At 33.9% G+C, this 26,604-nt stretch carries 25 protein-coding genes; 7 read left to right on the forward strand and 18 right to left on the reverse strand.

Annotated elements, in window-relative coordinates; genetic code table 11:
• Positions 1 to 243 precede the first annotated feature (243 nt).
• The 6 genes from IMCC3317_RS00665 to IMCC3317_RS00690 all read left to right on the forward strand — a co-directional run bounded on the left by IMCC3317_RS00665 (position 244) and on the right by IMCC3317_RS00690 (position 9,207).
• The gene (locus IMCC3317_RS00665) at positions 244 to 4,197 is read left to right on the forward strand and encodes a fibronectin type III domain-containing protein (RefSeq protein WP_160127582.1); all 3,954 of its coding nucleotides are present in this window, start codon (positions 244 to 246) and stop codon (positions 4,195 to 4,197) included.
• Between the two features lie 74 nt (positions 4,198 to 4,271).
• A complete protein-coding gene (locus IMCC3317_RS00670) occupies positions 4,272 to 5,279 on the forward strand; it encodes a glycosyltransferase (RefSeq protein WP_160127583.1) in 1,008 nt (335 codons plus the stop codon).
• 2 nt (positions 5,280 to 5,281) lie between these two features.
• Complete coding sequence (locus tag IMCC3317_RS00675; protein ID WP_160127584.1) at positions 5,282 to 6,244, forward strand: CdaR family protein; 963 nt, start codon at positions 5,282 to 5,284, stop codon at positions 6,242 to 6,244.
• Entirely contained in the window at positions 6,241 to 6,834 is a 594-nt protein-coding gene (gene coaE, locus IMCC3317_RS00680) for a dephospho-CoA kinase (protein ID WP_160127585.1), read from the forward strand. Before IMCC3317_RS00675 ends, coaE begins: the two co-directional genes overlap by 4 nt.
• A gap of 72 nt (positions 6,835 to 6,906) precedes the next feature.
• Positions 6,907 to 8,487, forward strand: coding sequence for a sensor histidine kinase (locus IMCC3317_RS00685; protein WP_160127586.1), 1,581 nt, complete (start codon positions 6,907 to 6,909; stop codon positions 8,485 to 8,487).
• A gap of 6 nt (positions 8,488 to 8,493) precedes the next feature.
• Positions 8,494 to 9,207: a response regulator transcription factor gene (locus IMCC3317_RS00690; protein WP_160127587.1), complete on the forward strand. Its 714-nt coding sequence runs from the start codon at positions 8,494 to 8,496 to the stop codon at positions 9,205 to 9,207.
• A 69-nt stretch (positions 9,208 to 9,276) separates the two neighbouring features.
• Here the strand turns inward: IMCC3317_RS00690 and IMCC3317_RS00695 are convergent, their stop codons facing one another.
• From IMCC3317_RS00695 to IMCC3317_RS00755, 13 genes are all read right to left on the reverse strand, one after another.
• Positions 9,277 to 9,783 carry a cupin domain-containing protein gene (locus tag IMCC3317_RS00695; RefSeq protein ID WP_160127588.1) on the reverse strand — a complete coding sequence of 169 codons (507 nt, stop codon included), beginning with the start codon at positions 9,781 to 9,783 and terminating at the stop codon, positions 9,277 to 9,279.
• Between the two features lie 499 nt (positions 9,784 to 10,282).
• Positions 10,283 to 11,188 (reverse strand): tRNA (adenosine(37)-N6)-dimethylallyltransferase MiaA, encoded by a 906-nt coding sequence (gene miaA, locus IMCC3317_RS00700; protein ID WP_160127589.1) that lies wholly within the window; start codon positions 11,186 to 11,188, stop codon positions 10,283 to 10,285.
• A gap of 11 nt (positions 11,189 to 11,199) precedes the next feature.
• Entirely contained in the window at positions 11,200 to 12,030 is an 831-nt protein-coding gene (locus IMCC3317_RS00705; RefSeq protein ID WP_160127590.1) for an ion transporter, read from the reverse strand.
• A gap of 219 nt (positions 12,031 to 12,249) precedes the next feature.
• A complete protein-coding gene (locus IMCC3317_RS00710) occupies positions 12,250 to 14,211 on the reverse strand; it encodes a DUF3857 domain-containing protein (protein WP_160127591.1) in 1,962 nt (653 codons plus the stop codon).
• A gap of 159 nt (positions 14,212 to 14,370) precedes the next feature.
• Positions 14,371 to 15,735 (reverse strand): exonuclease domain-containing protein, encoded by a 1,365-nt coding sequence (locus IMCC3317_RS00715; protein WP_160127592.1) that lies wholly within the window; start codon positions 15,733 to 15,735, stop codon positions 14,371 to 14,373.
• A 110-nt stretch (positions 15,736 to 15,845) separates the two neighbouring features.
• The gene (locus IMCC3317_RS00720) at positions 15,846 to 16,508 is read right to left on the reverse strand and encodes a YggS family pyridoxal phosphate-dependent enzyme (RefSeq protein ID WP_160127593.1); all 663 of its coding nucleotides are present in this window, start codon (positions 16,506 to 16,508) and stop codon (positions 15,846 to 15,848) included.
• Positions 16,509 to 16,747: 239 nt separating this feature from the next.
• Entirely contained in the window at positions 16,748 to 17,986 is a 1,239-nt protein-coding gene (locus tag IMCC3317_RS00725) for a DUF1015 domain-containing protein (RefSeq protein WP_160127594.1), read from the reverse strand.
• Between the two features lies 1 nt (position 17,987).
• Positions 17,988 to 18,608: a M23 family metallopeptidase gene (locus tag IMCC3317_RS00730; RefSeq protein WP_160127595.1), complete on the reverse strand. Its 621-nt coding sequence runs from the start codon at positions 18,606 to 18,608 to the stop codon at positions 17,988 to 17,990.
• On the reverse strand, positions 18,605 to 19,060 hold the full coding sequence (locus IMCC3317_RS00735) for a YcxB family protein (protein ID WP_160127596.1): 456 nt from the start codon (positions 19,058 to 19,060) through the stop codon (positions 18,605 to 18,607). The genes IMCC3317_RS00730 and IMCC3317_RS00735 overlap by 4 nt, the downstream gene beginning before the upstream one ends.
• Positions 19,060 to 19,947, reverse strand: coding sequence for a 3-hydroxybutyryl-CoA dehydrogenase (locus tag IMCC3317_RS00740; protein ID WP_160127597.1), 888 nt, complete (start codon positions 19,945 to 19,947; stop codon positions 19,060 to 19,062). The genes IMCC3317_RS00735 and IMCC3317_RS00740 overlap by 1 nt, the downstream gene beginning before the upstream one ends.
• A gap of 10 nt (positions 19,948 to 19,957) precedes the next feature.
• Positions 19,958 to 20,647: a hypothetical protein gene (locus IMCC3317_RS00745; protein WP_160127598.1), complete on the reverse strand. Its 690-nt coding sequence runs from the start codon at positions 20,645 to 20,647 to the stop codon at positions 19,958 to 19,960.
• Between the two features lie 7 nt (positions 20,648 to 20,654).
• On the reverse strand, positions 20,655 to 21,620 hold the full coding sequence (locus IMCC3317_RS00750) for a Gfo/Idh/MocA family protein (protein ID WP_160127599.1): 966 nt from the start codon (positions 21,618 to 21,620) through the stop codon (positions 20,655 to 20,657).
• Between the two features lie 101 nt (positions 21,621 to 21,721).
• A complete protein-coding gene (locus IMCC3317_RS00755) occupies positions 21,722 to 22,246 on the reverse strand; it encodes a DinB family protein (protein ID WP_160127600.1) in 525 nt (174 codons plus the stop codon).
• A gap of 185 nt (positions 22,247 to 22,431) precedes the next feature.
• On the opposite strand from IMCC3317_RS00755, the gene IMCC3317_RS00760 reads away from it, so the two are divergent.
• Positions 22,432 to 23,073 carry a protein-L-isoaspartate(D-aspartate) O-methyltransferase gene (locus IMCC3317_RS00760; protein WP_160127601.1) on the forward strand — a complete coding sequence of 214 codons (642 nt, stop codon included), beginning with the start codon at positions 22,432 to 22,434 and terminating at the stop codon, positions 23,071 to 23,073.
• 239 nt (positions 23,074 to 23,312) lie between these two features.
• Here IMCC3317_RS00760 and smpB read toward each other — a convergent pair whose 3' ends face one another.
• The 5 genes from smpB to IMCC3317_RS00785 form a co-directional block, all read right to left on the reverse strand.
• Complete coding sequence (gene smpB, locus IMCC3317_RS00765) at positions 23,313 to 23,771, reverse strand: SsrA-binding protein SmpB (RefSeq protein WP_160127602.1); 459 nt, start codon at positions 23,769 to 23,771, stop codon at positions 23,313 to 23,315.
• Positions 23,772 to 23,890: 119 nt separating this feature from the next.
• Positions 23,891 to 24,442 carry a SixA phosphatase family protein gene (locus IMCC3317_RS00770; RefSeq protein WP_160127603.1) on the reverse strand — a complete coding sequence of 184 codons (552 nt, stop codon included), beginning with the start codon at positions 24,440 to 24,442 and terminating at the stop codon, positions 23,891 to 23,893.
• Between the two features lie 12 nt (positions 24,443 to 24,454).
• Positions 24,455 to 25,153 carry a purine-nucleoside phosphorylase gene (gene deoD, locus IMCC3317_RS00775; protein ID WP_160127604.1) on the reverse strand — a complete coding sequence of 233 codons (699 nt, stop codon included), beginning with the start codon at positions 25,151 to 25,153 and terminating at the stop codon, positions 24,455 to 24,457.
• Positions 25,154 to 25,156: 3 nt separating this feature from the next.
• On the reverse strand, positions 25,157 to 25,822 hold the full coding sequence (deoC, locus tag IMCC3317_RS00780) for a deoxyribose-phosphate aldolase (protein ID WP_160127605.1): 666 nt from the start codon (positions 25,820 to 25,822) through the stop codon (positions 25,157 to 25,159).
• 277 nt (positions 25,823 to 26,099) lie between these two features.
• Complete coding sequence (locus IMCC3317_RS00785; protein WP_160127606.1) at positions 26,100 to 26,588, reverse strand: acyl-CoA thioesterase; 489 nt, start codon at positions 26,586 to 26,588, stop codon at positions 26,100 to 26,102.
• Between the last annotated feature and the right edge of the window lie 16 nt (positions 26,589 to 26,604).

Here is a 26,604-nt window from a genome sequence, read left to right on the forward strand (position 1 = left end):
AATACAACATTTTAGGAGCACAAGTTATGTCAACTTCTACTAATGCGTTAACGAATGAATTAGATACATTTTCATCACAAACAATAATGTGCTTTGTGCAAGTAACTGTTGATGGATTTACGGATACAATCAAAATTATTAAAAAATAATATTTTAAAGATCATTAAGAAAAGCCACCAATCGTTGGCTTATTTTTATTTTATTTTCTTATATTTATCGTATTCTAACTAACTTTTATATAAAATGAAAAAAACTACAATCAAAATTTTGTTTATAATGTTTTTTGTCACTGCCTACACGGGCATGGCGCAAACATTAAATCAAAATGCAGCGTGGCCTAACGGGGCTTGGTCCGTTACAGGAACATACAACGCAGACCCAACAGCTTTTGAGGCAAACCCTACGGTGGATGCTAATTTTGCATTCGATGATGACGATGCTGGAAACGGAAGTGACGATGATATTGCTGCGGAATCGCCAGTAATAGATTTAACAGCAGCTCATGGAGCAGGAGAAACTTGGATTTCAATTTCTGGAAATCTTGTTTACAATTATAATAATGATGATATCTTACAATTCGAATATTGGGATGCAGATGGAGCTACATGGAACATAATTGGTGTTCCTATTGATGCTGATACAGCTGGAGCTCCAACAGATAATTTTTGTACAGGAACTTCGGAAGCATATACATCAGCTATCCTTAATATTGCAGGATTTACAGCTACACAATTATCAGGATTCAGATATAGAATCTATTTTGATGATTTAGTAGGTGGCGCAGGTTATGAGTGGGGATTTTGTTTTGATGCTCCAACAATTACCTCTGCAACACCGCCAACCTGTCCAGACCCTGTGGCATTAACCGCAACAAACATTGACGGTTTTTCAGCAGATTTAGGATGGTCAGAAACAGGAAGTGCTACACTATGGAATATAGAATTAGTAGACATTACTGGAGGCGGAACTGTTACAGGAACGGCAACAGCTTCTGGAGTTACAAATCCATATAATCAATCAGGACTAGATCCTTCAACTAATTATGAATTTTATGTGCAATCAGATTGTGGAGTAAATGGAACTTCTACTTGGGTTGGACCTTTAGCATTCTCAACAACAGTTGCATGTCCAGATCCTTCTGCACTAAATGCAATAAATATTACAACAACTACTGCTGACTTAGGTTGGACAGCTGGCGGATCAGAAACACTTTGGGATGTTGAAATCGTTGATATTACTGCTGCTGGAACAGCAACGGGAACACCAACTGCTTCTGGAGTTGCAAACCCATATATGGCTACTGGCTTAAGTGATGCAAATAGTTATGAATTTTATGTAAGAGCAGATTGTGCTGCAAATGGAACATCTGCATGGGTTGGACCATTCGCATTTACAACTGCATGTAACACTTTTACAGCACCATATACAGAAGCTTTTGAAAACGCAGGAGCATTGCCAAATTGTTGGGCATTAGGTGGAGATGAAGATTGGAGATTTTCAAACACAGGAGCAGGAAATCATATTGGAAACAACGGAACAATAACAGGAACTTCTGATTCAGGAGGTTACTTTGCTTGGGTTGATGATTCAACACCAGATGCAGCCAATGCACAATTAGATTCACCGTTTGTAGATCTATCAGGATTAACAACACCTGCATTATCTTTCTATGAACTTAGTAATAATGAAGGGCAACCAAGTGCAACGTTAACAGTTAGTGTTTGGGATGGAGCTGCATGGAATGTAGTAGGAACTTATAACACAAACACTCCAGGATGGGAGCAAAAAGTAATTGATCTTAGTGGATTAACATTCACAGGACCAGCACAAGCAAGATTCGCTATTACTGATTCAGGATCATTCTATGATGATATTGCTATAGATGATGTTTCTTTTGACGAATTACCATCATGTTTAGATCCTTCTGCATTAACAGCTACAAATATAGATGGTTTCTCTGCTGATTTAGGTTGGACAGAAAACGGAACAGCTACACTATGGAATATAGAATTAGTAGATATCACTGGAGGTGGAACTGTTACAGGAACACCAACGGCTTCTGGCGTTACAAATCCATACAATCAATCAGGATTAGACCCTTCAACTAATTACGAATTTTATGTACAAGCAGATTGTGGAGTAAATGGAACTTCAGCTTGGGCTGGACCATTTGCATTCTCAACAACAGTTGCGTGTCCAGCACCTTCTGCACTAACAGCAACAAATATTATGACTACTACAGCTGACTTAGGTTGGACGGCAGGAGCATCAGAAACACTTTGGGATGTTGAAATCGTAGATATTACTGCTGCTGGAACGGCAACGGGAACACCAACTGCTACTGGAGTTGCAAACCCATATATGGCTACTGGCTTAACTGATTCAAATAATTATGAATTTTATGTAAGAGCAGATTGTGCTGCTAATGGAATATCTGCATGGGCAGGACCATTTGCCTTTACAACGGCATGTACAACTTTCACGGCACCATATACAGAAACTTTTGAAAACGGAGGCGCAGTGCCAGCATGTTGGACATTAGGTGGAGATGAAAACTGGTTGTTTGCAAACACAGGCGCAGGAAATCATATTGGAAACAATGGAACCATAACAGGATCCAGTACCTCAGGTGGATACTTTGCTTGGGTAGATGATTCTACACCAGATGCTGCTAATGCACAGATGGACTCACCATTTGTAGATGTATCAGGATTGACAGTACCTGCATTATCTTTCTATGAACTAAGTAATAATGAAGGACAACCAAATGCAACGTTAACAGTTAGTGTTTGGGATGGAGCTGCATGGAATGTAGTTGGAACGTATAATACAAATACAACTGGATGGGAACAAAAAGTAATTGACCTAAGTGGATTAACATTCACAGGACCTGCACAAGTAAGATTCTCAATTGCAGATTCAACAAGCTTCTATGATGACATCGCTATTGATGATGTAACTTTGGATGAATTGCCTACATGTGTAGATCCATCAACGTTAACAGCTACAAGTATTACAAATGCTGCTGCTGATTTGGGTTGGACAGAAAACGGAACAGCTACTTTATGGAATATAGAATTAGTAGACGTAACTGCTAGTGGAACGCCAACAGGTACGCCAACAGCTTCTGGAGTTACAAATCCATACGCAGCAACAGGATTAGCACAAAACAATAACTATGCGTTCTATGTACAATCTGATTGTGGACCAGGAGGACTTTCTTCTTGGGTTGGACCATTTAATTTCACGACACTAGAAACTTGTCCTGCACCATCAGGATTATCAGCAACAAGTGTTATGGAAACTAGTGCTGACTTAGGTTGGGCAGAAAATGGAACATCGACTTCATGGAACATTGAATTAGTAGATGTTACTGCAGGTGGAACCCAAACAATGACTGCAACGGCATCAGGAGTTACAAACCCATACAACCAAACTGGTTTAGTTGGAGATAACACGTATCAGTTTTATGTGCAAGCAGATTGTGGTGTTGATGGAGTTTCTGCATGGGCAGGACCATTTACATTTGCTACACCTTATGTAGCAGTACCACCATCATGTACTAATGATACATTCCTAGATTCAGGAGGACAGAGCGGAGATTACTCAAGCAGTGAAAATATTACATATACAATTTGCCCTGATGTGGCAGGTAATGTAGTAACTGTAAGCTTTACATCTTTTTCAACAGAAAATAACGGAGCTGCTGCTTGTTATGATGGATTAACAATTCATGATGGAGCAGACAACACAGCAACAACTATTGATCCTGTAGGAGGTGGAACAATTTGGTGTTGGGATGAAGATGATACACCAGCAGTTGGAACAGGAGATTTAGAAGGAATGATGATTACTTCTTCGGATGCTTCAGGATGTTTAACATTTGTATTTACATCAGATGGTTCAGTTACAAGAGAAGGATGGAAAGCAGATATTGGATGTGTATTATCTGTTGAATCAGCAGAAGCTAGAGGTTTCTTACACTATGTAAATACTGTAGATAATAGTTTTAATGTAAATGCGCAAAGCAATATTGCTTCAATTGAAGTATACAATTTAATTGGGCAGATAATTACAACTGCCAAGCCAAATGATCCTTCAGGAGCTGCCTATTTAGGTTCAGCTAAGAATGGAGTATACTTTGCAAAAGTAACTTTAGAAAATGGAAGAACTTCAGTTGTGAAATTCGTGAAGTAATTTTCTAAACATATTTATAACATTAAAAGCTGTTCTTCATTGAACAGCTTTTTTTGTTTCGCTATATTTGCGATATGCAACTAAAATTTTCAATAATTGTTCCTGTCTACAATAGACCTGATGAGGTAGAAGAATTACTCGAAAGCATCACGCAACAAACATTTCAAAATGATTTTGAAGTGGTCATTGTTGAAGATGGTTCTACAATTCCTGCAAAAGAAATTATTGAAAAGTATACAGACAGACTAAATATTAATTACTATTTCAAAGAAAATTCAGGCCCAGGCGATTCTCGAAATTACGGAATGGAACGCGCACAAGGAAATTATTACTTAATATTTGATTCAGATTGTATCTTACCATCACAGTATTTAAGCGAAGTATCAAAAGCTTTACAAAATAAGTATGTAGATTGTTTTGGTGGACCAGATGCTGCACATCATTCGTTTACAAACATTCAAAAAGCAATTAGTTATGCAATGACAGCTTTCTTAACTACTGGAGGAATCAGAGGAAGCAAAAATGCTGTCAACAAATTTCAACCGCGAAGTTTTAACATGGGAATCTCAAAAGAAGTCTTTGAAAAAACAAAGGGTTTTGGACAAATTCATCCAGGAGAAGATCCAGATTTAACCATTCGCATCTGGAATGAAGGCTACGAAACCATACTAATACCAGAAGCATTTGTATATCACAAACGAAGAATTTCTTGGAAAAAATTTCATACGCAAGTCAATAAATTCGGAATGGTACGTCCAATCTTAAATCTTTGGCATCCAGAAACAGCAAAACTTACGTATTGGTTTCCGACACTATTCTGTTTAGGATTTGTGGTTTCTACAGTGCTAAGTATATTTTTAGGATTTCATTGGTTTTTAATTGCATATGGCGTATATTTTGTAACCATATTGTTAGATGCATTTCGAACAACCAAAAGTATAAAAATTGCTTTATTGACAATAGTTGCCGTTTGTATTCAGTTTTACGGATATGGAGTTGGGTTTTTAAAATCAACAATTGCATTGAAAATTTTCAAACACAAACCACAAGAAAAATTTCCAAAACTATTCTTTAAAAAATAACAATGCCAAAAGGAATTAGAAGTCTACTATCAGCAACGTTCAAAGGAAAAAAGATCAATGTATTTTTTATCTTCTTTGTGGTTTCATTTATTGTATGGACTTTGGTGAAACTATCTAATGTATATACGGATACTATAAAAATGACCGTTCAATATACAAATCTCTCTGACGATAAAATTCTATTAGGAAGTCAAGAAAACAGCATTGAAGTACGCGTAAAAACAACAGGTTTTCGCATGTTGCGTCAAAAATTATTTGCATCAGTAATAGAAGTCGATCTCAAAAAGGTTAACAAAATGAAAGCTGACGAAACACATTATGTACTTTCAGATGATGCTATCAACAAACACATTTATCAACACATTGAAATACTAAAAGTTTCGCCCGATACCTTATTTTTAAAATTAGGAAAAAATAAAACAAAACAAGTTCCTGTAATTCATCAACTGGAATTAGTATTTGAAAATGGATATAACTTATACGATTCATTACAAGTACAACCCAAAACCATTGAAATTTCTGGACCTGAAGATGTGGTAGACAAATTAAAAGTGGTGTACACGGAAATTAAACAACTAGAAGATATCAATAAAGATGTGAATATAGCGCTTCAAATTTTAAAAAATGATACCTTAAAACGTCTAAAATATTCACAACCAACTGTAAAAGCAATTGCAAAAGTGGATAAATTTACAGAAGGAAAACTGAAAATTCCATTGCGTGTTCAAAATCTTCCGCAAGGATATTCTATCAAATTATTTCCAAAAGAAGTAACGATTACGTATACGGCGAATGTATCCGATTTTAATAAAATTACAGAAAATGACTTTTCAATCTATTGTGATTACAAAGACATTGAAAATGAAGAAACCTCCTTTTTTATTCCAAAATTGGCTAAATTTCCAAAAACGGTAAAAACACATCGCATCGAAAACAAAAAAATTAACTTTTTAATCAAAAAATGATTGTAGGACTTACAGGCGGAATTGGTAGCGGAAAAACAACTATTGCCAATATGTTTCAAGAATTAGGCGTTTCTATCTATATAGCTGATATAGAAGCTAAAAAATTGATGCATACTTCAAAAGAAATCCAACACGATTTAATTGCAGCTTTTGGAGAGGAAACCTATATAAATGGTGAGCTTAACAGAAGTTACTTGTCTAACATTGTTTTCAATCAGCCAGAAGAATTACAAAAAATAAATTCCATTGTACATCCGCGTGTTGGACAGCATTTCAAAGATTGGTATAAAGCACGAATTACTGAAAAATATGTCATAAAAGAAGTAGCTATACTTTTTGAAAATGACTCTTATAAGCACTGTGATAAAATTATTACGGTTGTTGCACCAATAGAAGAACGTTTTCGTCGTATCTTAGTAAGAGATGAAACAACGAGAGAAGCTATTCAAAACAGAATGAATAATCAATGGAGCGACGAAAAAAAAATTGTACGCTCTGATTATGTTATCCACAATGAAGACTTAGCGAAAGCAAAAGCTGAAGTTTTAAAAATACACCAAGAAATCTCGCTGTTATGCTCGAAAATCTGATGAAATTAACATATTTGTTAAGGTTTGGTTAAAAAGTTATTATAACCGAGATTATACCTTAATTTTGATCAAATGAGTAAACGATTATTTGTTGTTCTAGTCATTTTGATGAGTTTATCGCTCATCGGAATTATATTTGTTCAAGGATATTGGATCGCTTCTGGTGTAAAAGAAAAACAAGAATCTTTTTCCCTTAATGCTAAACAAATCTTAGCGAAGGTTGCCGATAGAGTTGCAGATTCTGAAGATCGAAGATTTTATTTGAAGTTTCAGAAACTAATTGATAGTGTAGGTGAACCTAAAGATGTTCAACTTACCAATGTTTTTCTAATTCAAAGTAGAGACGAGAAAAAGAATGAAACAAGTATTTACACTAGAGGAATATTAGAAGAAAATTACAATATTTTTCCCACGTTCATTGACAGTGCTACAGAAGACGACAGTACCTCTATAAAAAGTTTTAAACGTTATGAAACGCAAACCATTTATAGTGAAGATCTATTAGATAATGCAAATGTGGAACTCTCACCTGTGCAAAAATTTAAAAAGATCAGCAACGTCTCTAGAGTAATGGTAGAGTACAAGGATATTATTAATAAATTAACACGACAAATTCCAATTCATGAACGTATAACACCTGGAACACTTGACTTTTTAGTAAAAGCGTATTTAGTTGAGAAAGATTTGGAGTTAGACTTTGAATTTGGTGTCTATGATGACGGATTGGCAACAATAGTAAAGTCGGATAACTTTAAAATTACAAATGAAGGAATGTATAATGTTCCACTTTTTGAAGAAGAAGATCATCAAAGTGGCTATACACTATTTGTAAGTTTCCCAAAAAGAAACAAATATGTATTATCGTCCATCATGGGAATGGCAATTTTGTCTATCGTTTTTACGTTAATTATAATCATAGCATATTCAAGTGCGTTGTATCAATTAATAAAGCAAAAGCAAATTTCTGAAATCAAAACAGATTTCATTAACAATATGACACACGAATTCAAAACACCAATTGCTACGATAAACTTAGCGTTAGATGCCATAAAGAATCCGAAAATCATAGATGACAAAGAAAAGGTAAAACGATATTTGAGAATGATTCGTGAAGAAAATAAGCGAATGCACGCACAAGTAGAAAATGTATTGCAAATTTCGAAACTGGAAAAAAATCAGTTAGAAATTAGTAAGGAAGAAATAGACGTTCACGACTTAATCCAAGATGCAATGTCGCATATAGAGTTAATAGTAGAAGACAAAAAAGGATACATAAAAACACACCTAACTGCTACTGATTCTATGATTATGGCAAATGATACGCATTTTACCAACGTATTGGTAAACATTTTGGACAATGCCGTAAAGTACACAGAAGGTGAACCAAAAATTGACATATACACTGAAACAGTGAAAAATAATATACAGATTAAAGTGAAAGATCACGGACAAGGAATGTCTAAATCTGTACAAAAGAGAATATTTGAAAAATTTTATAGAGAACATACAGGTGACATACATAATGTAAAAGGGCACGGACTAGGCTTGGCTTACGTAAAACGGATTGTAGACGACCACGAAGGTCAAATATCTGTTGAAAGTGAAAAAGGCAAAGGAAGTACATTCATTATCAAATTACCTTTAATATCGTAACTAAATATGGAGATTCAAAACAAAAAAATTTTACTAGTAGAAGATGATCCGAATTTTGGAACTGTATTGAAAGACTATCTATCAATGAACGATTATGACGTTGTTCATGCAAAGAACGGAATGGAAGGATTTGAAAAATTCAAAAAAGACAATTACGACCTTTGCATACTTGACGTTATGATGCCGTACAAGGATGGTTTTACATTAGCGAAAGAAATTCGTGAAAAAAATGCAGAAGTTCCAATCATTTTCTTAACCGCGAAAGCATTAAAAGAAGATGTAATGAAAGGCTACAAAGTAGGCGCAGACGACTACTTAAACAAACCTTTCGATTCGGAAGTATTATTGATGAAAATCAAAGCAATGATGCAACGCAAAACATCTGATTCCGTAGCGGACAGCAAACAATTTGAGTTTGTCATTGGAAGATTTAATCTAAATTCTAAACTTCGTTTCTTAACATTTGACAAGGAAGAACCAATTAAACTTTCGCCAAAGGAAAACGAATTGCTACGCTTATTAGCATTGCACGAAAATGATTTAATGCCAAGAGAATTAGCATTAACAAAAATTTGGAGAGATGATAATTATTTCACCTCAAGATCAATGGATGTATATATTGCCAAATTGCGTAAATATCTCAAAAGAGATGAAGACGCTGAAATCTTAAACATTCATGGTGAAGGATTTAGATTGGTAGTTAAAAACAAAGCAGAGTAGTACAAAACTACTTGTGTTTCCTCAGAATAATTGAAAAAATAGTCGACAATAAACTGTCGACTTTTTCATTTATTCTCTAGTTAGTCTATGGATAATATCCTTGTGTTTTGGGTAGCTATCTGTAAGTGCCGAACGTGTAGCCAATTCAAAATCATCAAAGTCAAATCCTGGTGCAACGGTACAACCTACAAACGCATACGAATCTTTTTTTGTCACGCTTGACGCGAACCAACAACCTGCAGGAACAACTAATTGTGGCTCTTCGCCATTTCTAAAATCCATTCCGACTTTATATTCTGTGTAATTTCCTTTTTTGTCAATAACATGCACGCTCAGTGAAGTTCCACTGTAAAAATGCCAAATTTCATCTTGCTTAATTCTATGAAAAGCAGAAAAATTACCAGAAGTCAACAAAAAATAAATACTCGTACAATAACTACGATCGCCTGAAAAATTGTCGGGCAAAGCTTCTTTCGAAATTACCTTTTCGCTTCTATACACTTCTTTGTAAAATCCGCCTTCAGGATGCGGGAACAATTGTAAATTTTCTACTAATCTGTTTATTTCTTGGGTCATTTTTTTAGTTTATCAGTTGTGGGTTTTGTGTTGTGAGTTGTCGGTTATCTTATTTATTTGTTAATTCTTCTTTACCTATTGTTAATTCAAGTGACAAATTTACGATTTTTTGTATTTCAATACAATCAGAAAAATAGCTTTGATGTTTTTATTTTTTTCGCTTACGCTAGATTTTTCTTGTTATTATTACAATCGTCAGTTCGAGTTGAGTCGAATACGAAGTATCGAGAACAGCTTTGAAATAGTATGTTTCATTGACTTCTCATATCAAAAAACATTTCTCGATACAATTTTCTCACGAAAATCACTCGAAGTGACGTTTGCGATAATCCAACTCATTTTCAAATTAAATAATTATTAAATTAATAGATCACCATATATAAGATTTTTTTGATCCAAATAAACAGATTACTTCACTACCGTTCGTACTAACGTAATCCAACAAATCCAACAATCCAAGTCAGTCCAACAATCTAAGAAGTCCAAAAATCTAACAAATCTAAGCAAGTCTATTTTCAATTTCTTTCACAATCGTTTCAATACGATCTTGATATTCAAACCAACGTGTTGTTTCATCTTTTCGAAACCAAGTTCCTTGTCGTTTGGCAAAACGTCGTGTATTTTTCTTAATTTCGCTGATAGCGAAATCTAAAGTCCAATTTCCATCAAAATACTCAAAAAGCTCACGATAACCAACGGTTTTCAAAGCATTCAATGATTTATGCGGATACAACGCTTTTGCTTCTTCCAGTAAACCTTCTTTCAACATAATAGCTACGCGCTGATTGATGCGATCGTAAATAACTGGACGACTTGCCGTTAAACCAATTTTTATCGCTGTAAAATTTCTAGCGGAAGCTTTATCTTTCAAAAAACTAGAATACGGTTTTCCGCTTCCAACACATATTTCCAAAGCACGAATTAGACGATGCGGATTTCCAAGTGCAACTCGTTTATAATATTCAGGATCAAGCTCAAGTAATTGATTTTGAAGTGAATCGATTCCGTTTAATTCTAGTTGTTTGTTTAAATTTTCTCGAATTTGTGGATCTACTTTTGGAAACTCATCCAAACCTTTCAAAACAGCATCAACATACAAACCGCTTCCGCCAACCATAATAACAATATCATGCTGTTGAAACAATTCGTCTAGTTTTGCAATGGCGTCTTTTTCAAACTGACCAACATTATATGTGTCAAAAATGCTAATATGTTGTACAAAATGATGTGTAGCTGCATTTAGTTCTTCTTTCGAAGGAACCGCAGTGCCAATTGTCATTTCTTTAAAAAACTGTCGTGAATCGCACGAAATAATTTCTGTATGGAAATGATTTGCAAGTTGTATGCTCAAAGCCGTTTTACCGATAGCCGTTGCGCCAACAATAGAAATAAGGTATTTAGACATGAAATAGTTTATTAATCGGTTTCTTCTGGATGTAAACTTTCGCCACAATGAAAACAATAATCAGCATTTGCTTTATGACCTTCCGCGGCACAATGCTGACACGATTGCGTATTCAAATCAATTTTAGTCTTGTCCATAGTGGCGAATTCTGCCGTAACAATTCCCGTAGGAACAGCAATAATTCCATATCCTAAAATCATAACAATTGAAGCTATAAGTTGACCTAAAGCCGTGTGTGGCGCAATGTCTCCGTAACCAACAGTTGTCAGCGTTACAATTGCCCAATAAATGCTTCGTGGAATACTAGTAAAACCACTTTCTTCACCACTTTCCACTAAATACATCACGGAACCTAAAATGGTACATAAAATTAAAATAAACATAATAAATACGCCTATTTTAGTTTTACTGGCTTTTAATGCTTTCATCAAATTGTTGGATGCTCCAATGTAACGCGCAAGTTTTAGCACTCTAAAAACACGTAGCAAACGTAAAGCACGCAAGGCAACCAAGGATTGTGAACCGACAATAAAAACAGATAGATATTTTGGAATTGTAGAGAGAAAATCTATAATTCCGTAGAAGCTAAAAATATATTCTTTTGGTTTTCGAATAGAAATGATTCTGGCAAAATATTCAAGCGTGAATAAAACAGTAATTATCCATTCTGCAATATTTAGAAGTTTCCCATGTGATTCTGCAAATTCATTGACGCTTTCCAGCATTACCAAGAGAATACTCGCAAAAATCAATATCATCAAAACGATATCAAATAGTTTTCCAGCAGGAGTATCTGCTTCATAAATAACTTCGTGAAGTTTGGCTTTCCAATCTTTCTTCATGCTGCTAATTTACTATTAATTTAGGAATTTTTCTTTTTAATAGTCAAGAGTGTATTTTTTTGAATTTTCACCAAGTCATTAAAGAACAATTTCAAGGTTTCATATTCGTCAGTTATGTAGTGAAATTCATTGATTTAAAAGGAAGTACCATTTGCTGGAAAGAACATACAGAAAATAAATAGATTAATATTTACATAAGACTAAACTTCCAAATTATATTTATTTCTTCTTAATAGTAAGTCGTGTGTTTTTTTGTAAAACCGCTAATTTTTTAAAAAACTCTTTTAATTCTTGATATTCATCTGCGTCAAAATAGAAACTGTTTAGTACTAACTTAAACGACATATTTAGCTGTCCGTTTTGTTGCACTATTTTCATTCCACAAATAGCTTTTCCGTCAGCAATTGAAAATGTTTGATCTTCTGGAATGTTTGTAAATTCATAAGTATCAGGAAGCGACATTAAAAAACGTGTTGTATAAATTCGTGAATATGCAAAATCCACAGGATACTGTCGTTCTTCTAATTTAAAAGGATTTGTTGAGAATATTTTCATGAAAAACGGATCTAAAAATGTATCCGAACTCGAAAATCCATCTTCGTCAAACGCCAATGTAAATAACTCTTTTATTGGCTTTTGAACATTTGTGCGTTCTTCCACAGTATATTCTTCTACTTCTAAAAATGGTAAGCTCTTTTCGAAGTCGTCCAAATAACTTTCGGTACTTTGCTCATCAAGTTCTTCTCGTTTTTCATAGGCTAAATAACCTGTACTAATCTGTGCAATTTTTCCTTGCGCGATTCCATCATCATTCACAGAAAGGCTTATAATCGTATTCTGACGATTTTCTGCATACGGAGCAATTGTGAGCCAATAACTAGGTTTTTTAAAATCCATTGCGCGTCCGTTGTAATTAAGCGCTCTAATTGGCAACAAACCGAACGAAAGTAATTTCTCGGTAGCATCTAACAAAAACGTTTCTTCGCCAATAGTAACTTTTGCAATTACATAATTAAAATCGGACATTACAGGATGTAATTTTGTCGGCAAACCTTTCGCTCGTGAGGCTAGCATAACGCTTTCTGCTTTAATATCAGCCGCTAACAAACTACTAACTAATGATAAGTTTATTTCCGCTACATTTCCGCCTTTATCTTGAAATGCTTGTCGGACGTTTGCATCGCCAAAAAGTCCATATTTTCCATTCCATGAATAATGATTTTTAATAAATTCATATACTTTTTGAGCTTTTTTTAGGTCCGATGATTCTTTTAAAATTTCATCAGAAAGATGATTCTTAAAGAAACTAGTTTTTCGGACTTGCGCGCCAATATCTTTGTCTTTTCGCATTTCCTTATCAACGGCTTTCCATGATTTGGTGTAGACATCTTTTCCGCCATCAAATCGAATGAATTCAGACAATTCAAAAGCAATTTTAGACAAATAATTATTTCGCGAAAGCATATACGATTCTTCAACAAACGCAGGAATATCTTTCATTACGTATTTTAATACTTCGCAATCGGCTTTGGTAGAAAAACCTGGAACTTGGAAACATTTTTTCTCTAAAGAAGCTTCATTAATCGCTAGTTTTTGAAAGCCTTTCAAGGTTCTATTATACCGGTAATTACCTGGGATTTTCGCATTAAATTCACTATAAATTTTTGGAATATTTGACTGAAAATCCCAACCTTCAAAGTTGTATATAAAAGGCGATTGCAATGTATATTGATATTCAATAACGCTTCCAACTTTTACATTGGGAAACGTAAATCGTTTTTCGCCATAATAATTATTTACATCCACCGAGAAAATTTGATCTTCTGCTAAATGATCTATTTTGTCAGCATTATGTGTAATGGCTTTGATGTTTTTAATGTATTCAGTCGATTTTTTACCTTTGTAGAATGGAATTTCAATATTTGCTTCTTCAATTCCTTGTTTGTCTAAAATTTTGATTTTGGCATAATAATGTTTTATCAACCGAATCCGATCATTAATTACATCAAAATAATTTTCTCCATATTCTTCTAAAACAACGGCATGCGCTGTCGTATCTTTATCGTAAACAGTCATGTTTAATTCATCTGGAGAAATTTTATTAAACTTTTCATTCATAGAATTTTGTCCATAACACATTGCAGTGCATAGAAAGGTAAAGAATAGGTAAATCGGTTTCATCTGTTTATTTTTAATTTGGTAAGATTAAATTCAGTACTAATTATACCATACTAGTATCAAATTAGTTGATTTCGATACAAAATTCTTCCAGAATTTCACTCAATCGGACGTCATTTGGATTCAAAAAACGTCAATTCGAGTTGTTTTTCATCAAAAAATTTAATCTAACGATATGATTTTAAATCTATTTTTTCGGCGAAGTTGACTTTGAATTATGTGTTGGACATCTCGGTTGTTTTGCATTGGCGTAATGATAGATTTCAGTACGTCAGCATTTGTTATTTGGTAATTCAAACTATAAAAACCAAAGCCTTTATATTGTCCGTCTTCAATCAAAATTACGCTGCGTTCGTCATGATGGCGACCTTTATCAATGATCAACATGTTTTTAGTGGCGTAACTATATTTTTCAATGGCTTCTAGTGCGCGTTTGTTATAAGAATCAACGTCTTCTTCCTTAATACATGCGCCATCGCAATCCTTAATTGTATATTGAAAGCAATGCGATTTTGTAGTGTATAATTCATTTATTTTTTGACACAATTTAAAATCTTCGGTAAGCTTAAACATGATATGTTTTGCCTGTGACATATTTGTAAATGTCGTGATGCTTTTTTTGCGTCCGTCAGCTTTTTCAATGCGTAAACCAATATAACCATCTTCATTTTTATAGGAAGCCATTGCAAACTGAAAAACCGTTTTTCGTTGCGCACGATTGTAGATTGGTTTTTTAAGTTTGATTTCTTCACTTTCTTTTAAAAGCGCCACCAATTCACTTCCTGTACGTTCAAATGTAACGGCTGCGACTTGTTTCTGAATTTTTCTACCTTTAGTATTAGTACCAGTAAAATGTTGATTGACACGTTTTTTGATATTTTTACTTTTCCCAATATAAATAATATCGCCTTTTGCATTGTGCATATAATATACGCCAGTTACAGAAGGTAAACTTTCAATAATATCGAGTAGGCGTGGAGCCACTTTTTTCTTGATTTCTGATTTTACAGCTTGTTGAATGATGTCTTTTTCAGAATCTTTATCGAGCAATAGCTGAAAAAGTTTTACAGTCGCTAATGCATCGCCAGAAGCTCTATGTCTGTCACTCATTGGAATTCCGAGAGCGCGCACGAGTTTTCCTAGTTTATAGGATTCCATTTCTGGGATTAATTTTTTGGATAATTCAACCGTACACAAGGATTTACGTTTGTAATCGAACCCTAAACGTTTGTATTCCATTTGAAGAATGCGGTAATCAAAAACGGCATTATGTGCAACTAAGATACAATCTTGAGTAATTTCGACAATGCGTTTGGCTACTTCGTAGAATTTTGGCGCATCGCGAAGCATTTTGTTGTTAATTCCTGTCAAATTTACCACAAAAGGTTGAATTGCCTTTTCAGGATTTACCAAGCTAATAAATTGATCTACAACTTCATGACCATCAAATTTATAGATTGCAATTTCCGTAACTCCTTCTTCATTGTATTTTCCACCTGTGGTTTCTATGTCTACTATTGCGTACAATCTATATGCGTTGTTTTTGGATTAGGGTATAAATATAAAAATATCTTAAGGATTAATTTAGGTTGGTGACGTATAATACGAACTAAATTTTAAAATGATTGCTATAAAATTTAGTTGGTATAGTTTCGCGCACCAAAAATACTACTTCCAATTCTTACCATCGTACTTCCTTCGGCAATTGCCAATTCGTAATCGCCACTCATTCCCATAGAAATGATTTCTAAAGATGTATGTGTTGGTTGTAAATTGTTAAAAGTAGTTTTTAAGTGTTTAAATTCTTTTTGAACTTGCATAGCATCATCTGTAAATGTTGCCATTCCCATGAGCCCAACAATGGAAATGTTTTCTAGCTGTGTAAATTCTGCGGAAGCGAGCAAAGTAGTAGCATCTTCGGCAGACATTCCAAATTTAGAATCTTCTTCAGCAATTTTTATCTGAAGTAAACATTTAATCGTTCTATCGTATTTTTTCGCTTGCTTGTTAATCTCTTTCAATAATTTAAAATTGTCAACTCCATGAATCAAATCTACAAATTCTGCCATGTATTTTACTTTATTTCGTTGCACATGTCCAATCATATGCCAAGAAATATCTTTGGGTAAAACTTCCCATTTCTCCGTCATTTCTTGAATTTTATTTTCGCCAAATACGCGTTGTCCAGCATCATACGCTTCTTGTAAATCTGCAATTGGCTTCGTTTTAGAAACTGCTACAAGCGTAACATCTTCGGGTAAAGTATCGTGTAATTCTTTAATTTTTTCTGTAATAGACATGTGTATATATGTAAATTTTAAATTTTAAATGCTAAATGCTAAATGCCAAATGCTAAATTTTAAATGTATGCATTTCAAACAAGCGACGAACAACAAACAACGAACAACAAACAACGAACAACAAATATCGAATATCGAATATCGAATATCGAAATTTAAAATGTAAAACTCAAAATGTAAAATAAAAAAGTATTTTCCCTAATCCCTAATCCCTAATCCCTAATCCCTAATCCCAAACACTAAAATTCATAAATAGTAACACCACTACGCAATTTCGGTTCTATAAAAGTACTTTTTGGCGGCATTGTTAAACCTTCGTCTGCAATCCGTTTCATTTCTTCTACATTGACAGGAACTAGTCCAAAACCAACGGCAAATTCACCTGAATCAATTCGGTTTTTCATTTCAATGACATTATGTTTGTCAGATCCGTAATCAATTCGATTATCATTTCGTAAATCTATAATGTTTAAAATCGGCTTTAAAATCGTTACATATAAAATATGCGTGTCCAATTCGCTTAACGAATCGGTAAATTCATAACTCGTTTTACGCAAGTGCAATGAGTAAAATTCGCCATCTAAATACATGCTAAAGTGATGTTTTCTAGACGGTTTGTACAACTCGTGAACTCTGTTTTCTATTCGGAAAGATTCATCTAATTTTAATAAAAATTGCTCTTTAGACAATCCGTTTAAGTCTTTTATCAAACGATTAAATTCGGAAATACGCAATTCAGATTCTGGAATCAGATAACTCATGAATGCATTATATGCTTCATTTCCAGTATGATTTGGATTGGAATTTTTTAAATCTTCGCCTAATAAAAATGAAGATGCCGAACGATGATGTCCGTCGGCAATGTAAATAGCGTCCATCTTTGAAAATTCATCTTGAATCATTTTGATGTCTTCTGTATTTTCAACCAACCATAAATAATGTGTGTCTCTGTAGGTTGTGGTAAATTCAAATTCGGCACGCGTTTCTGTGTATGATTTCAAAACACGTTTTATCACAGAAGAATCAGGATACGTAAGCAATACTGGTTCCGCGTTGAAACCAACCGTTTTTAGGTATTCTTTAAATATTTGCTCTCTATATTCAATGGTATCTTCATGACGTTTGATGACGTTGTTTTTGTAATCTTCTGTACTCGCAGCGGCAACAATTCCAGTAAAAACTTTCTGTTCACGATTCACAACTCTGTAAATGTAAAAACAAGGTTTCTCGTCTTGCACAAAAATATCATCTTCTTTAAATTCCAAATAGCGATTTCGAACCAAACCATAGCGTTCTTTTCCAGAAATTTCTTTGTGATATTTATAGCCAGGATTTATAATATGCAAAAACGAAAACGGATTGTGGTCCAAGCGCGCTTCACGTTCGTCTTGTGTATAACTTTGATAAGATCGTGCAGCAACTAAGCTTACTTTGTCGCGTGTTGGACGCACTGCTTTGAAAGGTTTTATTTTAGCCACGTTACTTTCTGTTAGATTTAATAAATGTTGTCGGATTCAAATATCCTGTGGTATTTTCACTATATCCGCCACCAATATCCATGAGAATACTGTCGCGAATTTCCAGATGCAAATGTGCAAAATATGCGCCATTTGCGTTTCCAATAGTTCCTATTTGCGTTCCTTTGGTTACAAAGCTACCTTTTTTTACAGAGATTTTGTCACAATGTGCGTACAACGATTCGTAATAGTTGTTTTTATACTGATGAATAATGCGAATTACATTTCCCCAACCGCCACCAATGTTTTCTGAAAAATTGACATATCCATTTCCAATCGCATAAATTGGATCGCCTAAATCGGTGTTTCCGCCATTTTTTCCGTTCCAATCGTCACCTAAGTGATTGTTTACCGTAAATTTTTGTGCGTTGTAATAACCGTTTGCGTTTGGTTTCCCGACAGGAAAGTCAAAATCAGAAGCTTTATAACTTGGTTTTTGTTTAAATATAGAATCAAAAAAGACGAGCGGATTTTGAGGTTCGTTCGTCTTTTGTATTGTGTTTTCAGCTATACTTGCGCTACTTTTAGTCGTTTCCGTACAACTAAATAAACACAAGCATAGTATGAATACGAATTGTTTCAATCGTTTATATAGGTTAGAAACATGATAAAATCGTCTTCTGTATGAAATATATTTTTTGGTACATATATAAAATTTGTTTTAGAAATATATAACAACCAATACTTCTCATAATCTTCTAAGCGAATAATATTTTTGTATGGAATTTTAATTTCGTTATCATTCTTTTTGAATAGCATGGTTGCGTCATCAAATTCTAAATTGGTTTCGGCTAAAAGGCCTTTATGATTTTTTGATCGACTCCAATAAAAAGTATATCCAATGTAAAATAGCGGATAACCAAATATCAAAAATGTCAAGAAAGAATCTGCTACAGATTGATTATCGGCGAATAAATAATAACATATTGCTAAAAGAAACAATGCGAAAATCCACCATTTTTTTATAAAAAGTCGCTGCATTACAATTTTAGTAAATGTATCTTGTGTAAGTTGATACGCTTTTGTTTCAATCATTAACGAAACATTTTAGCTACGTTTTCTGCTTTTCTACTTTCCGAATAGTCATAAAATCCTTCGCCCGATTTTACACCCAATTTCCCAGCATTTACCATGTTTACTAATAGTGGACATGGCGCGTATTTTGGATTTTTGAATCCTTCATACATTACATTCAAGATAGATAAACAAACGTCTAAACCAATAAAATCGGCTAATTGTAATGGTCCCATTGGATGCGCCATTCCTAATTTCATAACGGTATCAATTTCGGAAACGCCAGCAACACCATTATACAACGTTTCAATAGATTCGTTAATCATTGGCATTAAGATTCTGTTTGCTACAAATCCTGGATAATCATTTACTTCCGTTGGAACTTTGTCTAATTGCTTAGAAAGCTCCATAATCGTGTTGGTAACTTCGTCAGAAGTGTTATAACCACGAATGATTTCGACCAATTTCATAATTGGTACAGGATTCATAAAGTGCATTCCGATTACCATTTCAGGACGCGAAGTCACAGCTGCAATTTGCGTAATTGAGATGGAAGATGTATTCGTCGCCAAAATGGTATTTTTTGGACATAACGCGTCTAAATCTCTAAATATTTTTAATTTTAAATCTACATTTTCTGTCGCAGCTTCTACTACCAAACCAGCAGTTGCGACACCTTCTTTTGTAGACGTAAATGTTGTAATATTATTTAATGTTTGTTGTTTATCTTCTTCCGAGATCCTTTCTTTTGTCACCATACGATCTAAGTTTTTCGTAATGGTTGCAATTCCTTTGTCTAAAGAAGCTTGAGAAATATCTATTAATTGAACTTTAAAGCCAAATTGAGCAAACGTATGTGCAATTCCGTTGCCCATTGTTCCTGCTCCGATAACAGCTATATTTTTCATAAAATGGAGTTTATTTAGTCTGTAATTTTAATTTTTTTCCGTGCCACGGACAGAATTCCCAATTCCCATTGAGCAATTCGCCATCTTTTGGACATTCTTTCTTTTCTACCAATGAACTTAACGGAAGTTTAAATTTGAATTCTTCAGTCTCGTTAAAAAGTACAGTAAATTCGCCTTTGCTCAATGGTGCTGCCATTAAAGTTCCATCTTTTGCTTTCTCTGGAAACACATGAAATTCCATTTGTTTTCCAAATTGCCCTAACATTTGTGCCATTGCGGGTTTCATTGAGGTAAGCATACTTTCATATTCATCAGGAATTTCTTCGTCCTTGATTTCGTCATATATATTGCCTTTCGTATCTTTTAATTGAATCTTTGAAGATTTCTTTATTAAACCGCCAAAAGGAGAAATATCAGTATTTATAGTGCATACTAATGTGTATCCTTCAAAAATACGTGTAATTTGTTCCAAAACACCAGATTGTCCCAAGTTACTATCACCAATTGATACTTCCCAATATTCAAGAGGAATCCACCAAACCATTTTGAAGTTGTCTTCATTCTTTCGAATAATCTGTACATCTTTCACCATATCAGCAATATCTACCTTTTTTGCAGGTACAATTTTATCTTCTTGTGCAAACGAAAAGGTTATCGTGAATACAAATAGCACTAAAAGCACTTGTTTGATTTTTAACATAATGTCTTTATTTTTTAAATTTTTCAATAATTTTGATTGCAATGCGTAACGCTTCCGTTCCTTGTGCTAACGAAACAATTGGCGTTGTATCATTATTGATAGCGTCTGCAAATGTTTCCAATTCTTCCAAAATAGCGTTGTTTTCGTCAATCTCAGGATTTTCAAAATAGATTTGCTTTTTTACGCCTTCTGCATTTTGAAGAATTAATGCAAATTCATCTACTTTTTTTGGTGCATCTTTCATCTTTACGACTTCCACTTTCTTTTCCAAAAAATCTACAGCAATGTATGCATCACGCTGAAAGAAACGACTTTTACGCATGTTTTTCATGGAAATACGACTTGACGTCAGATTGGCAACGCAACCATTTTCAAACTCCAAACGTGCATTGGCAATGTCTGGCGAGTTACTAATGACAGAAACTCCACTTGCGTTAATTTTGACCACTTTAGATTTTACAACACTTAAAATTGCGTCAATATCATGAATCATTAAATCTAATACTACAGGAACATCAGTTCCGCGCGGATTAAATTCTGCCAAACGATGTGTTTCAATAAACATTGGCGAAATAATTTGGTCTTTTACTGCCTTGAATGCCGGATTGAAACGTTCTACATGTCCAACTTGCCCTTTTACTTTGTGCTTTTTTACCAACTTAATCAATTCCTCAGCTTCTGCAACCGTGTTGGTAATTGGTTTTTCAATGAAAACATGCTTTCCTTTGAGAATCGCTTTTTTGGCACATTCGTGATGTGAAAGCGTTGGAGTTACAATATCAACGACATCAACGGCATCAATCAAAGCATCAATCGTATCAAAATATTTGTATCCAAATTCCTTTACTATTTTCTGAGCATATTCAGGATTTGCATCATAAAAACCAATAAGTTCGTATTGAGAAGATTGTTGTAATAATCGAAGATGAATTTTGCCTAAGTGTCCTGCACCTAAAACTCCAGCTTTTAACATAGAAAGTGTTTTGAACAAAAATAATTTATTTTTCTAGAACCTTTGGAGTTCTTAGAAACAATTATGCATTATTTCTATTTTTAAGTGTTGATTTTTGAGAATTATTTATTTAAAATTCCTAAATACGCTTTCCAAGATCCAACATTAGAATCATATTGTTTTGCCATAACTCTTGAAATTTGCGCAATGTGACCTAAATCGTGTACAACCCAAGCCGAAATTAATTGTTGAAGTGTTATTTCTCCGAGTTCAGGATGCGTTGCTTTAAGCGCAAGTTTATCACTTGTAATGTGTAAAGATTTTAATTCTTGCAGATTGCTTTTTCTTAAGTCTTTAAACTTTGCAATTAAATCTGATATTTGTAGGTTTTGATTTTCTTTAAATTGAGCAAAACGATCAAAAGATTCAAACGTTTTATTTTCAGATTGAGATACTATTATTTTTGCTCTAACAATCCAATCTGTTTTTTCTCCATAAATTAAATGTCCAATTATATCATATGGACTCCACGTGTTTTCGCCTTCATTATTTTTTATCCAATTGCTTGATAAATTACTCAAAAAAGATTCTAAAATTAGTGGCGTTCTTTCTAAAATTTCAATTGAATTATTGAGTTCGAAATTCATTTGTAAAGTATTTTATACTAACAAAGCTACTTCATTTTTTTGATTCCGTTTTAAAATATTTTCTCAAAAAAGACACTTGTTATATTTCAGAAAAAGAACGAATTACAGAAAGTTTACTATTATTTTAAATCGAACTTAGGTTAAGTAGGCATTTAGACAAAAAATAAAACTATTTTTGTGACAACATGAAAGATACGTTTAAACATAAAGGAATGCGAAATCAGTTAGCACAAATCGTTGCTGACAAAGGAATTACAGACGAAAATGTACTGAATGGAATTCGAAAAATTCCGCGTCATTTGTTTATGGATTCTAGTTTTGAATCGCATGCGTATCAAGACAAAGCATTTCCTATTGGCGCCGATCAAACCATTTCGCAACCGTTTACTGTAGCGTTTCAAACTCAATTACTCGAACTGGCTTCTGGCGCAAAAATTCTAGAAATTGGTACAGGAAGTGGTTATCAAACAGCAATGTTGCTCGAATTAGGCGCAAAAGTATACAGTATTGAACGTCAAAAAGAATTGTTTAAAAAGACGAGTTTATTCTTGCCAAAGTTAGGCTACCGACCTAAAAAACTAATCTTTGGCGACGGTTACAAAGGATTGCCAACGGAAGCTCCTTTTGACGGAATTGTTGTCACGGCTGGTGCGCCATTTGTACCAAAACCATTATTAGCGCAATTAAAAATAGGAGGAAAGCTAGTGATTCCTGTTGGTAAAAATGAACAGATTATGACACTTTTTGTTCGAACTTCTGAAAAAGAATTTACTAAAAAAGAATTTGGAGAATTTCGCTTTGTGCCAATGTTGGAGAATAAGAATTAACATTTCCTTGCACTGCGTTACTTTTTCCGCAGTATAGCAGGCATTTTTCGTTAAGAATTTTTGAAGCCTTGGAAAAAATTTAGAAAAATGAATGCGGTTTTAGTTTTTCAGAGAAAAAACTAAAAATACCTCTGGAAAAATGCACTTTCTTTTGTTTCTTTTCTTTGTGCGAGCAAAGAAAATAATAAATTAAAAATGTGGTTTTTAACTTAAAGCAGAAGTAAATTATTTAATAAAAACTAACGGAAATTCTTCTTCACACGGTCTAAGTCTCGTTTATTATCACGATCTCTCATCGTTTCACGCTTGTCATGAATCTTTTTACCTTTTGCAAGTGCAATAGATATTTTTGCCAAGCCTTTTTCATTGATAAACAAACGCAACGGAACTATTGTTAATCCTGCATTTTTGACACTTTTATGCAAGCTTCGAAGTTCTTTTTTATTCAATAATAATTTCCGAGAACTACGAGGTTGGTGATTGTAATGTGTTCCAAAAGCGTATTCTTCAATATACATATTTATCACAAAAAGTTCGCCGCGTTCACTGAATTCACAGAAACTTTCGGCAATGGAAGCTTTGCTCAAACGAATAGATTTAATCTCCGTACCAGACAGCACAATTCCTGCGGTAAATTTCTCTAAGAGTTCATATTCGAAGCGCGCCCTCTTATTTTGTATGTTGATGTTTTTTTGCATAAATGAGGGCAAATATAGCGAATTTACTGTGATTTCTAATGATTTTTATTAAGCAAAAAAAAGATCAATGCTAGTTTTAATACCATTGATCTTTTCTTGTGTTTATTTTGGGTGAAAATCTAATTAAGTGTCAACAATTGTACAGTTTTAGAATCTCCTGTAATCGTTACAATGTATAGATTTCCATTGTTCTTATCGTCAATATGTTCAAATTCTTCTTCGTTCAATAATCTATTAACAAAATCGGGTGTTGTATTACTATGTCCGACAATTAGTGTAGTTTCTCCTTCGGTATCCGCTAGAAATTGTTTAAAATCAATTTTAAATGGATGGTACGATGTTATTTCCAATTGGTTCGCTTCAGCTGTTGGAATAGCAGTTTCTCGCGTTCTGTTGTAATCTGTAGAATACACCGCATCAAATTTTACATTTTTAAAAACTTCTGCCCAATATATTGCTCTATTGTTTCCTGCTTTGGTTAATTTAGGATCTTTATCTTTCTTGTCACTACGATTTTTTTCTGCATGACGAATTAAATAATACACAGAAGTTTCAACTTCAACTTCGGTTTCATTTTCAGTTTCAGTTTCGTTTTCAGTTTCTTCTGATTCTTGCGCAAAGCAATTCATGACTAAGAATAAACTTAATACTAGTAAGATGTTTTTTTTCATTCGTTTTTTTGTTTAAATAATCGCCAATGCAATTTCAATCATTTCTTTAAAAGTTTCTGCTCGTTCTTCCGATGTTGTAGTTTCGTGAGTCACCAAACTATCAGAAATAGTCAATAAAGATAGTGCTTTTACATTAAATCGCGCTGCTAACGTATATAAAGCTGCAGTTTCCATTTCTACGCAAAGTACGCCGTATTTCGCCCATTTTTTATAATAATCAGCATCTTCTTGATAAAATATGTCACTCGTTAAAATGTTTCCAGCTTTTACAGGAATGTTTCTTTCGTTGGCAGCATTTATCGCAGCTAAGAACAATTCGGCATGAGCCGTAGGAGCAAAATTTTCTCCCTGAAAAGGTAAATTATTAAAACTACTGTTTGATGAAGCCGCCATTGCAATCACAATATCACGAATGTTTACTTCTTTTTGATACGAACCAGCACTTCCAACACGAATGAGTTTTTGCACATCATATTTTTTGATTAATTCGTGCGCGTAAATTCCAATAGATGGCGCGCCCATTCCAGTTCCTTGTACGGAAACTAGTTTGCCTTTGTAGGTTCCTGTGTAGCCAAACATTCCGCGAACATCATTGTATAACGTTGGGTTTTCAAAGTATGTTTCTGCAATCCATTTGGCACGCATTGGATCGCCAGGTAATAAAACCGTAGGCGCAATTTCGCCATTTTTTGCTTCAATATGTATGCTCATAATTTAATAAGTATTTTTTGATGCTGTTCCGTTTACAATAGCAATTCCGTTCGATGTTCCTAATCGGGAAACGCCTAAATCGATATATTTTTTAGCCGTTTCGTAATCTCTAATTCCGCCAGAAGCTTTCAATTTCGCTTTTCCGTTTACTGCATTTTTCATCAGTGAAATATCTTCTACTGTTGCGCCGCCAGTTCCAAATCCTGTGGACGTTTTCACAAAATCTGCGCCAGCTTCTACGGCAAGTTTGGACGCTTTTATTTTTTCTTCATCCGAAAGATAACACGTTTCAACAATTACTTTTAGAATTTTAGTTCCAGCCGCTATTTTTAATTGTTTAATTTCTTCTTTGATTAAATTTTCTTTGCCAGATTTCAGCCAGCCAATATTAATAACCATATCAAATTCGTCAGCGCCATCTTCTTTTGCTTGAAGTAACTCCGCAATTTTCCCTTCGGTACTCATCGCACCAAGCGGAAAACCAATTACGCTACAAACGTGTACAGATTCGTTAGAAGCGACACACTTTTTAGCCAATTTTACATGCGAACTATTTACGCAAACTGAAAAGAAATTATGTTCAACTGCTTCTTTACAAAGTTGTTCAATATCAGTAATTGTAGTTGTTGGTTTTAATAATGTATGATCTATATATCTGTTGATGTTCATGTTATATTTTATAAAATATGATGTAAATAACCCGTTGTGCATTTTGATAAAATTCGTCAATTCGAGTGAATTTTACGATTGAAAATGAGTAAAATTTGTATCGAGAATAGAATTTTTTACACTAAACAGGTTCTCGATACAATTTTTCGTGCCTCAAAATCACTCGAACTGACGCTTCAGTATGCTTTTGAATTCAAAATGCACAACGAGTTAAAAAATAGTATATTTTATTCGTTTCAAAGATACTTAAAAACCAAACTCGAAAAGCTGATATTTATCACGAAACCGTTGACAATCGTAAACTTTTAACACGTTCGTCAAAATTAGTTTCTGTAACAGGCAACACTACACTCTCAAACAAATTGATATATTTTTCGTTGTGTTCATGTGCTTTTCCTTTTAGGATGTTAAAGTGAATAAATGAACTCCACATGATCGATTTTAATTCTGTTTTGTGTTCGTTCCACATACGAATTTCTACTAATAATTGTTTTTTATTGAAGTAAAGTAATTGAGAATCAATTGTTACGGTTTCCATTACAAACGCTGGTCGTACATACGCAATTTGATGCGAACCAACAACCCAAGTTGTACCAGTTTTTTTGGCGGTTTCAAAAATATCCAAATCGTAATGATCAATCAATTGATCTTCTCTGGCATTAATCAAATAATCTAAATATTTGCTATTATTCAAGTGATTTAGCGGATCGCAATCTTGAAATCGTATTTTGCTTTTACTTTCTAAAATTTTTGGTAAATCTTCCATTGTAAATTGTTTTATA

The sequence above is a fragment of the Kordia antarctica genome (genome assembly GCF_009901525.1).
Classification (GTDB): domain Bacteria; phylum Bacteroidota; class Bacteroidia; order Flavobacteriales; family Flavobacteriaceae; genus Kordia; species Kordia antarctica.